Origin of the sequence: uncultured Caballeronia sp., assembly GCF_964243625.1 — a bacterium.
Classification (GTDB): Bacteria; Pseudomonadota; Gammaproteobacteria; order Burkholderiales; family Burkholderiaceae; genus Caballeronia.
On sequence record NZ_CAXTGZ010000242.1, the window covers coordinates 1 to 8,430 of the forward strand.

The 8,430-nt window shown below is 59.8% G+C and carries 6 protein-coding genes and 4 pseudogenes; 7 read left to right on the forward strand and 3 right to left on the reverse strand.

Going from position 1 to position 8,430, the window contains the following annotated elements; all coding sequences use genetic code 11:
- From ACFFAR_RS17155 to ACFFAR_RS17185, 7 genes and pseudogenes are all read left to right on the forward strand, one after another.
- Nucleotides 1-197: pseudogene (locus ACFFAR_RS17155) on the forward strand (PAS-domain containing protein); the annotation flags it as partial.
- A pseudogene (locus tag ACFFAR_RS17160) lies at nucleotides 181-1,035 on the forward strand (IS30 family transposase); the annotation flags it as partial. The pseudogenes ACFFAR_RS17155 and ACFFAR_RS17160, both read left to right, overlap by 17 nt.
- A gap of 342 nt (nucleotides 1,036-1,377) precedes the next feature.
- Nucleotides 1,378-1,837, forward strand: a pseudogene (locus ACFFAR_RS17165) (Tn3 family transposase); the annotation flags it as partial.
- A gap of 234 nt (nucleotides 1,838-2,071) precedes the next feature.
- A complete protein-coding gene (istA, locus tag ACFFAR_RS17170; RefSeq protein ID WP_375508175.1) occupies nucleotides 2,072-3,622 on the forward strand; it encodes an IS21 family transposase in 1,551 nt (516 codons plus the stop codon).
- 15 nt (nucleotides 3,623-3,637) lie between these two features.
- Nucleotides 3,638-4,393: an IS21-like element helper ATPase IstB gene (gene istB, locus ACFFAR_RS17175; RefSeq protein WP_375508176.1), complete on the forward strand. Its 756-nt coding sequence runs from the start codon at nucleotides 3,638-3,640 to the stop codon at nucleotides 4,391-4,393.
- Nucleotides 4,394-4,478: 85 nt separating this feature from the next.
- Nucleotides 4,479-4,913, forward strand: a pseudogene (locus ACFFAR_RS17180) (Tn3 family transposase); the annotation flags it as partial.
- A 287-nt stretch (nucleotides 4,914-5,200) separates the two neighbouring features.
- Nucleotides 5,201-6,094 (forward strand): glutamate/aspartate ABC transporter substrate-binding protein, encoded by an 894-nt coding sequence (locus ACFFAR_RS17185; protein ID WP_375508177.1) that lies wholly within the window; start codon nucleotides 5,201-5,203, stop codon nucleotides 6,092-6,094.
- A gap of 42 nt (nucleotides 6,095-6,136) precedes the next feature.
- Here the strand turns inward: ACFFAR_RS17185 and ACFFAR_RS17190 are convergent, their stop codons facing one another.
- The 3 genes from ACFFAR_RS17190 to ACFFAR_RS17200 all read right to left on the reverse strand — a co-directional run.
- Nucleotides 6,137-6,691 (reverse strand): carboxymuconolactone decarboxylase family protein, encoded by a 555-nt coding sequence (locus ACFFAR_RS17190; RefSeq protein ID WP_174364881.1) that lies wholly within the window; start codon nucleotides 6,689-6,691, stop codon nucleotides 6,137-6,139.
- 19 nt (nucleotides 6,692-6,710) lie between these two features.
- The gene (locus tag ACFFAR_RS17195; protein WP_375508178.1) at nucleotides 6,711-8,045 is read right to left on the reverse strand and encodes an aspartate aminotransferase family protein; all 1,335 of its coding nucleotides are present in this window, start codon (nucleotides 8,043-8,045) and stop codon (nucleotides 6,711-6,713) included.
- A 103-nt stretch (nucleotides 8,046-8,148) separates the two neighbouring features.
- On the reverse strand, nucleotides 8,149-8,430 hold a 282-nt coding region (locus ACFFAR_RS17200; protein WP_375508179.1), incomplete at its 5' end, for a MurR/RpiR family transcriptional regulator.

An 8,430-nucleotide genomic window follows, 5' to 3' on the forward strand; every position in this document is an offset into this window, starting at 1 on the left:
CTCTCAGCGACGGACGCCAACTCGAGATGACTCGAAACCCAGTGCCTGACGGGAGCGCCGTCATTATTATCGAAGACGTGACGGAGCGCCGGCAGTCCGAGGCGAAAATGCTCTATTGGGCTCGCCACGATCCCCTCACGGGCCTCCCCAATCGCCGCTACCTACGCGAACGGCTGGAGATCTGGGCGAGCGGGGCGGCTTCGTCGCAAGCCGCGCTACGTAAGCAAGCTGTGCGTAGACGGAGCGTTGTGGCCCGAGGTGCGTCAGTATCTGGAAAGATGTCATTCGCCCGAGCAAATTTCAGCCGCACTCAAACGTGCCCATCCGGACGAGCCCGCTTTGAACGCTTCGCACGAGACTATTTACCGAGCCATCTATGCCGCGCCGCGAGGCGAATTGCGCCGCGAGCTGGTCAGCTTGTTACGACAGGGACGTGGAGCGCGCAGGCCGCGTACGCGAGGACAGGACCGGCGCGGCAAGCTGAGCGACATGCTTAGCATTCACGTACGGCCTCCCGAGGCCAATGACCGGCTTATCCCTGGTCACTGGGAGGGCGATCTAATCAAGGGGCTGGCCAACCGTTCGGCAGTTGGCACGCTGGTTGATCGCAGCACCCTGTTCGTCATGCTGGTCAAGATCGATGGCAGTACGGCACAGGCCGCGCTGGAGGCATACAGCGCGGCGTTTGCACCGCTCGATCAGGAGTTACGCCAAACGCTCACGTACGATCAGGGCAAGGAGATGGCGTTACACAAAGAACTGACCGGGGCGACCGGTATCAAGATCTACTTCTGTGACCCGCACAGCCCGTGGCAACGCGGTATTTGCGAGAACATCAATGGTTTGCTGCGACAGTTTTTACCCAAGTCCACGGACCTGTCAGTATTCTCGCAGCGCCAGCTTGATGCGATAGCCCTGAACATGAACACACGCCCCCGCAAGACACTCGGGTGGCGTACACCGGGCGAGGTCTTCATTGAAAACTGCGCCAAGCAAGGCATTGTTGTTGACCCCGCTGTTGCACTTGGAGTGTGAAACCGCCCGTTTAATCAATTAGGGAACGCATCGTAAAACGGAAAATGAAGCACGTTTGCGACGGCTCGGCAGCCGGGGTATTCAGTTTTGGTGCAGCAAACGCCTGATCCATCTGCCTGCAGCGTTTGATTTCATCACTCAGAGGTAGATCGAGGTCGTGGCGATCAAGGCGAGGCATAGTTTATCGCGCACCGTTGTAAGCTCGGCGTCGCAGGCAAGCGCTCGCGTGGCGTGGGTATGCCCCCTATGTCTCCAACAACATTAGTCACACGCTCGACTAATGCTCTCGCACAAGGCGCCTCACTAAAATGCTCAAGATGAACGCCAAAGGCCGTCCCGAGATCCGAGCATCAAGTCCGCTATGGCGGATACGGCGGAATCGGCCTATCACGTGTCCGACATGTGCACATCTCGCTGTTCAGCCACTTCATCCCGTGCGATGTTCACGAAGCCGTCTACATCGTTGACGGGCTGATCCGGCATGGTGCCGACGCCAAGTCCAACAAGATCCACAGGGATGCACAGGCGCAGAGCGGTCCGGTATTCGGTCTGTCCTACGTGACGAGGCATCAGGCTAAAACCGCGCATGCGCAACATCAAGGATCTCGTGCTACCCAAGGCCGACAAGCGCGGCAAGTATGGGCACATCGACAGCTTGTGCCGCCAGTCAATTGACTGGTCACTGATCGAACGGCACTATTTCGACATGATGCGCGTTGCGGTGTCGATCAAGGCAGGTAGGATGACGCCGTCGACGATCCTGCGCCGCCTCGGTGCGTATTTCGGCGAACGTGATCACGGATTCCGGTTGATCGTGATCAGTGAATCCGGAGGAAGGTGATCAGACATTCCGGTTGATGGTGATCGCTGATCACCCATTTCCGAAACGACTGATCATCTTGCCGAAACAGGTGATCACGCTCCCGGAATGAGTGATCACCGGACCGAAACGGGAACGCTATTTCGGTCTGGCGGTGGTGTTGCGCATGACATCAACGACGGGCGTTAGCCTTGTCTCTTTTATAGGGGACAGGTAATGCCGGCACATCGGATGAGCATGCGCAAATTGAAAGAAGTCCTGCGGCTGAAGTGGGTGTGCGGCTTGTCGCACCGCCAGATCAACCGGGCCGCGGGTATCAGCGTGGGAGCGGTATCGGCGTATGCGGCGCGTGCAAGCGCGGCCGATCTGGACTGGGCGAGCGTCGAACCGCCGGCTGACGATGAACTCGAGGCCAAGCTGAGCCTGCCGGCCGATCAGAATTCGCAGGCCCGACGTGTCGACCTGGACTACGCGCTGGTTCATCGCGAGTTGCGGCGGGCAAACGTCACACTGCAACTATTGTGGGAGGAGTACGTTGAGGCTCACCTCGGCGAGCGCACCTACCGCTACACCCAGTTCTGCCAGCGCTACCGCGACTGGGCGCAGACGCTCAAACGTTCGATGCGCCAGCAACACCGCGCCGGCGAGAAGCTGTTTGCCGACTTTGCCGGGCACACCATGCCGATCCTGGACGGGCGCGGTGGCGTTGCGTTTCGTGCGCACGTGTTTGTCGCTGTACTCGGCGCATCGAACTATACGTATGCCTGTGCGACGCGTTCGGAGGGCACGCACGATTGGATCGGCGGGCTTATCGGCGCCATGGAATTCTACGGCGGCGCTCCGAGTCTGCTGGTCCCAGATAATCCGCGCGCACTGATTGCGCGACCTGACCGATACGAACCGGGCCTTGGCCGCACGGCGCAGGAATTCGTGAACCACTACGCGACAGCGATGCTCCCAGCACGGCCAAGAAAGCCGCGTGATAAAGCGAAGGCCGAGGTAGCAGTTCAAGTGGTCCAGAGATGGGTCCTTGCGCGTCTGCGCAACCACCGCTTCTTCAGCTTGACCGAGTTGAACCGCGCGATCGCTGGTCTCATCGCTGATCTCAACCAACGCCCCTTCAAGAAGCTGCAGGGTAATCGCCGCGAATGGTTCGAGCGGCTCGACCAACCGGCGTTGCGGCCGTTACCCGCCCAGCGCTACGAGATCGCGACCTTCGTGCGATGCGTCGTCAACATTGACTACCATGTTGAGGTCGATCACCACTACTACAGCGCCCCGCACAGCCTCGTGCGCCAGCCAGTCTATGCCCGCTTGACCCGTTTCGGCGTTGAGATCCTTCACGGTGGCAAACGGGTAGCGGCTCACGCCCGCAGCCATCTGCGCAACAAACACACGACTTTGCCCGAGCACATGCCCGTCGCTCACCGCGCTCACCTGGAGTGGACTCCCGGGCGCCTGCTGAACTGGGGTGCATCTATTGGCCCCGGCACCGAGGCAATCGTCCGGCACCTGCTGACCAACCGCCCGCATCCCGAAATGGGCTACCGGGCTTGTCTGGGACTGCTAGCGCTGGCCCGCAAATACGGGCGCGAGCGCCTTGAAGCGGCCTGTCAGCGCGCCCTCGTGGTCGGCTCGCCCACGCGTCGCTCTGTCCTATCGATCCTCAAGTCCGGATTGGACCGACAGGCATCTATGCCGATCGAACTCACTGAATGGCAATCTCCCGAACACGAGAACGTGCGCGGGCCTGACTATTATCACTGACCGAAGGAGGTCACCATGTTGATGCAGCAAACCATCTCGCAACTTCGGAACCTGAAACTCGACGGCATGGCCCGCGCCTTCGAGGAACAAGCCGCATTAACCGCTAGCACCAGTTTGACGTTCGAGGACCGGTTCGGCATGGTCGTCGAACGCGAACTGGCTTGGCGCGACACGCGCCGTCTTGAACGCCTGATGAAGGCCGCCAGGCTGAAGAACCCACAAGCCTGTATCGAGGACATCGACATCCGGCAAAGCCGCGGCTTGGACCAGCGAGTCGTTGCCACGCTCGCCAGTTGCGACTGGATCCGCAACGCCCAGAACATCATCCTGAGTGGACCGACCGGCGCCGGTAAAACCTGGATCGCGTGTGCCTTTGCGCAGCAGGCGTGCCGCCAAGGGTTCTCCGCGTTATACGTGCGCGCCGCGCGCCTGTTCGAAGAATTACGCATCGCCCATGGCGACGGCAGCTTCACACGCCGTCTCGCTCAGCTCGCCAAGATTGATGTGCTATTGCTGGACGACTGGGGACTGCAGGAACTCGATCAGGGCGCGCGCAACGACCTGCTAGAAGTGATCGACGATCGCGTGGGCTCACGCTCGACAATCATCACCTCGCAGTTGCCTCTTGAACATTGGCATGCGTGGTTGCAAGACCCCACGCTCGCCAACGCAATCCTCGACCGGCTCGTGCACCAAGCGCATAGGCTTCTAATAAAAGGTGATTCGATGCGAAAGACCAACGCAAAGCAATCCGACTCATCCCCATCGTGATCACCTTCGTTATAATTCTCTGACCGCGCAACACCAACTTCCATACTGATCACGTTCACCGAAACGGCTGATCACCATTGCCGAAATCCGCAGCCTCGGCTCAGAGAGCACGAAAAACAAGCTCTACTTCGCGTTCCGGGAGCTGGGGTGCGTGATCCGCACGCTGTTCCTGCTGAAATATCTGGATGACCCGGAGCTGCGGCGCACGATTCACGCTGCGACCAACAAGAGCGAGCAGTTCAACGACTTCGCGCAGTGGCTAATGTTCGGCGGCGAAGGCGTCATCGCCGAAAACGTCCGGCACGAGCAGCGCAAGGTAATCAAGTACAACCACCTCGTCGCGAACATGGTGATCCTGTACAACGTGCAGTGGATGTCGCGCAAGCTAAAGGAACTGCAGGAGAAGGGGCATCCGGTCGACGCCGAGGTGCTCAAGGTGCTGTCGCCGTACTGGCGGGAGCACATCAACCGGTTCGGGGACTATCCACTGGATCTCCAACGCCCCGTTCCACCGCTAGATTCGACCATCGATTTCGCATTTAAATCAGCAGCTTATTCTGAAATGCGGCGGATTTTTAACGAATCTCGGTTAGGCTTCATGTCCTTCGCCAGGTCTTCGCCGTATCGGACGCCGGCGTCGCAGCTTTTTGCAACGGTGTCCACGCTCGCGTGCTCGTTGACGAGTTCGATCTTGATAATCTCGCTCGAAAAGATAAACATATGTTGTCGAACTAATTTATATGGCAACATATGGTTATTGCGTGCCTCCGGGCACCATCGATCATTTGACCGACACTGAGGAATGCCATGCGCCATCACACGCTGTTAGCCGCCGCCGTGTTCGCGGCTGTGTCCACGAGTGCGTTCGCCGACGACGCCTCGCCCACGCTCGCGAAGATACAGAGTGCCGGACTGATCGCGATCGGTCATCGGGAAACGTCCATTCCGTTCTCTTACATGGACGCGAATAATCAGGTGGTCGGCTTTTCGCAGGACCTGTGCAACAAGGTGATCGATGCCGTCAGGGCAAGAACGCATCAAGCCGATCTGAAAGTCCGGTTCATCCCGGTGACCTCGCAGAATCGCATAGCGCTCGTACAAAACGGTACGGTCGATATTGAATGCGGCGTGACCACGAATCTCAAGGCACGGCAGGCGCAGGTCGCCTTCTCCGACACGTTCTTCGTCGCGACCACGCGCCTGCTGACGCGCAAGGATTCGGGCATCAAGGACTTCGCCGATCTCGCCGGCAAGACGGTGGTGACGAATCAGGGCACGACGTCGGAACGCATTCTCAGGAAGATGAACGAAGAGAAGAAGATGAACATGCAGATCATCAGCGCGAAGGATTACGGCGAAGGACGCCTGACGCTCGAAACCGGCCGCGCGGTGGCCTACATGATGGACGACGTCCTGCTTGCCGGCACACGCTCGTTGTCGGCGAATCCGTCGGACTATGTGCTGGTCGGCACGCCGCAATCATCGGAAGCGTATGGCTTCATGATGCGAAGGGAAGATCCCGCGTTCAAGAAGCTCGTCGATGACACGCTGGTTCAGATCATGAAAAGCGACGACATCAAGACCATGTACAGCAAGTGGTTCCTGAAACCCGTGCCGCCGAAGAACGTCAATTTCGACTTCCCGATGAGCGAGGCATTGCAGAAGCTGTATGCCAATCCGACCGATACGGCGTTCGATTAGTCCGCATCGTGCGCGGCGCCTTTTCGTGAAGCGCCGCGTAAGTCATTCTGCGAAAGGCAAGCTCGTTTGATCGTTCGCGCGCATGCCGAAGGCATTCAGCGTCATGGCGACCAGCGCGTAATAACCCAGCAGTCCGACGAGATTGATGACGACCGGATGACCGAAGCGTGCGATGGCGGCGTGGTAGGTGGTGTCGGAGATACGCTGGGTCTCATACAGTTCAACGGCGAAATCATGGATCAGCGCGTCGTCGGGATGATCGAAAGCGGGTCGCGCGTTGACCTGAATCGCGTCCGCGACCGAGGCCGGCACGCCGGCGTCGAGTGCAATCGGATAGTGGATGAACCACTCCGCTTGCGAGCGCCAGCGCGCGGCCGTGACGAGTATCGCCAGTTCGGAAAGCCGCAAAGGGAGACCGGTCTTGTATCGGCAGAATGCGCCGAGCCGCTGAGCGTGATCGGCCAGTTCGGGGCTGTGAATCCAGCCGAGAAACGGGCCGTTCAGATTGCCGCGCGGACCGCTGAGGATGCTTTGCAGAACGGCTTTTTGTTGATCGGTGGCCTGCGACGGATCGAAATCGGGGAGCCGGGAAGTCATGGATTTATTCTCGCGTTGCTTACGTATTCATCGACGCCAGCGCGTCATGGATCGCGTCGACCAGACGCGCGCCGATCGTGTCGATCTGCGTAGCCGTGCAGATGAAAGGTGGCGCGAGCAGGATGTGATCGCCGCTGACGCCATCGACCGTGCCGCCCATTGGGTACACCATCAGGCCGTGTTTCATGGCTTCACGCTTGATCCGCGCGTGCAGGTTGAACGCGGGATCGAAGGGCTTCTTCAATGTGCGGTCTGCCACGAGTTCAACGCCCACGAACAAGCCGCGGCCGCGGATGTCGCCAACGTGCGGATGCTGCGCATAGTGAGCGCGAAGCAGCGCGCGAAGCTGTTCGCCGCGCGCCTGGACATTGTGCAGCAGTCCGTCCTCTTCTATGACCCGCTGGACTTCGAGCGCGCCCGCGCAGGCCGTCGCGTGACCAATATACGTATGACCGTGCTGGAAGAAACCCGAGCCGCGCACGATCGTGTTGTAGATGTCGTCGCTGACCAGCGTCGCGCCGATTGGTTGGTAGCCCGCGCCGAGTCCCTTGGCGATCGTCAGCAGGTCCGGCGTTATGCCGTCCTCCTCGCACGCATACAGATAGCCGGTGCGGCCCATGCCGGACATGATTTCATCGAGGATGAGGAGCACGCCGTATTTGTCGCAGACCGCGCGGATCTTTTTGAAGTACTCGCGCACGGGCGGCACCGCGCCCGCGGTTGCACCCACGACCGTTTCCGCGACGAATGCGGCGACCGTATCGCCGCCGAGTTCGATGATCTTATGCTCGAGTTCGTCGGCGAGCCGTTGCGCGAAAGCGGCGTCGGTTTCATCGGCACGCTGCTCGCGATATGCAAAGCAGGGACTGACGTGATGCGCTTCGATGAGGATCGGCAAGAACGGTTCGCGTCGCCAGGCGTTTCCGCCAATAGCCAGCGCGCCGAGCGTATTACCGTGATAACTCTGCCGGCGCGCGATGAAATGACGGCGCTGTCCTTCGCCCTTTTCGACGAAATACTGGCGCGCGAGCTTGAGCGCCGCTTCGATGGCTTCCGAGCCGCCCGAGGTGAAGTAGACGTGACCCAGGCCGTCTGGCGCGGACTCGACCAGGCGGTCCGCGAGTGCTTCGGCAACGTCTGTTGTGAAGAAGGACGTGTGCGCATAGGGCAGTTGCTGCGCCTGTTTCTTGATGGCGTCGATCACGCGCTGGTTGCCATGGCCGAGACACGACACCGCCGCGCCGCCGCAGGCATCGATATAACGGCGGCCTTTGGAATCAATGATCTCTATGCCTTCGCCCGCAACCGCGACGGGAAGCTTCGCGCGGGGCGCACGGTGAAAAACGCTGGTCATGACGGCCTCAAGGTTGGCGGCACCGGATACAGGCGAATACATTCGATTCCGATATTTTCTTATCAACAACATATGTTGTCAACAAGCGATGAGGCCAGCCGGGTCAGTGCGAGTACGCGCCTTTTGCGTGCAGCGCCGATTCCGCTTCTTCGAGCAAGGCGACGGCCGGGCGTCCTTCGAGCGCGAGCAAATGGGCGACGAGCGATTCCGCGATCGCCGATGCCGCGATTAGCGAAGGAAAAAACGAGGGGCTGTCGTGCGAAAAGATCAACACATGGTCGGCATTGAGCGCGAGCGGCGAGACGGCACTGTCGGTGATCGCGACAAGTTTGCAGCCTTGCTCCTTGGCCGCCTGAGCGACACGCACCGCTTCGGCCGAATACGG

Bases quoted from the DNA above. Each gene is read 5' to 3' on its own strand.
- istA (WP_375508175.1), top strand. From the start codon at position 2,072: ATGCCGGCACATCGGATGAGCATGCGCAAATTGAAAGAAGTCCTGCGG.
- istB (WP_375508176.1), top strand. From the start codon at position 3,638: ATGTTGATGCAGCAAACCATCTCGCAACTTCGGAACCTGAAACTCGAC.
- ACFFAR_RS17185 (WP_375508177.1), top strand. From the start codon at position 5,201: ATGCGCCATCACACGCTGTTAGCCGCCGCCGTGTTCGCGGCTGTGTCC.
- ACFFAR_RS17190 (WP_174364881.1), bottom strand. From the start codon at position 6,691: ATGACTTCCCGGCTCCCCGATTTCGATCCGTCGCAGGCCACCGATCAA.
- ACFFAR_RS17195 (WP_375508178.1), bottom strand. From the start codon at position 8,045: ATGACCAGCGTTTTTCACCGTGCGCCCCGCGCGAAGCTTCCCGTCGCG.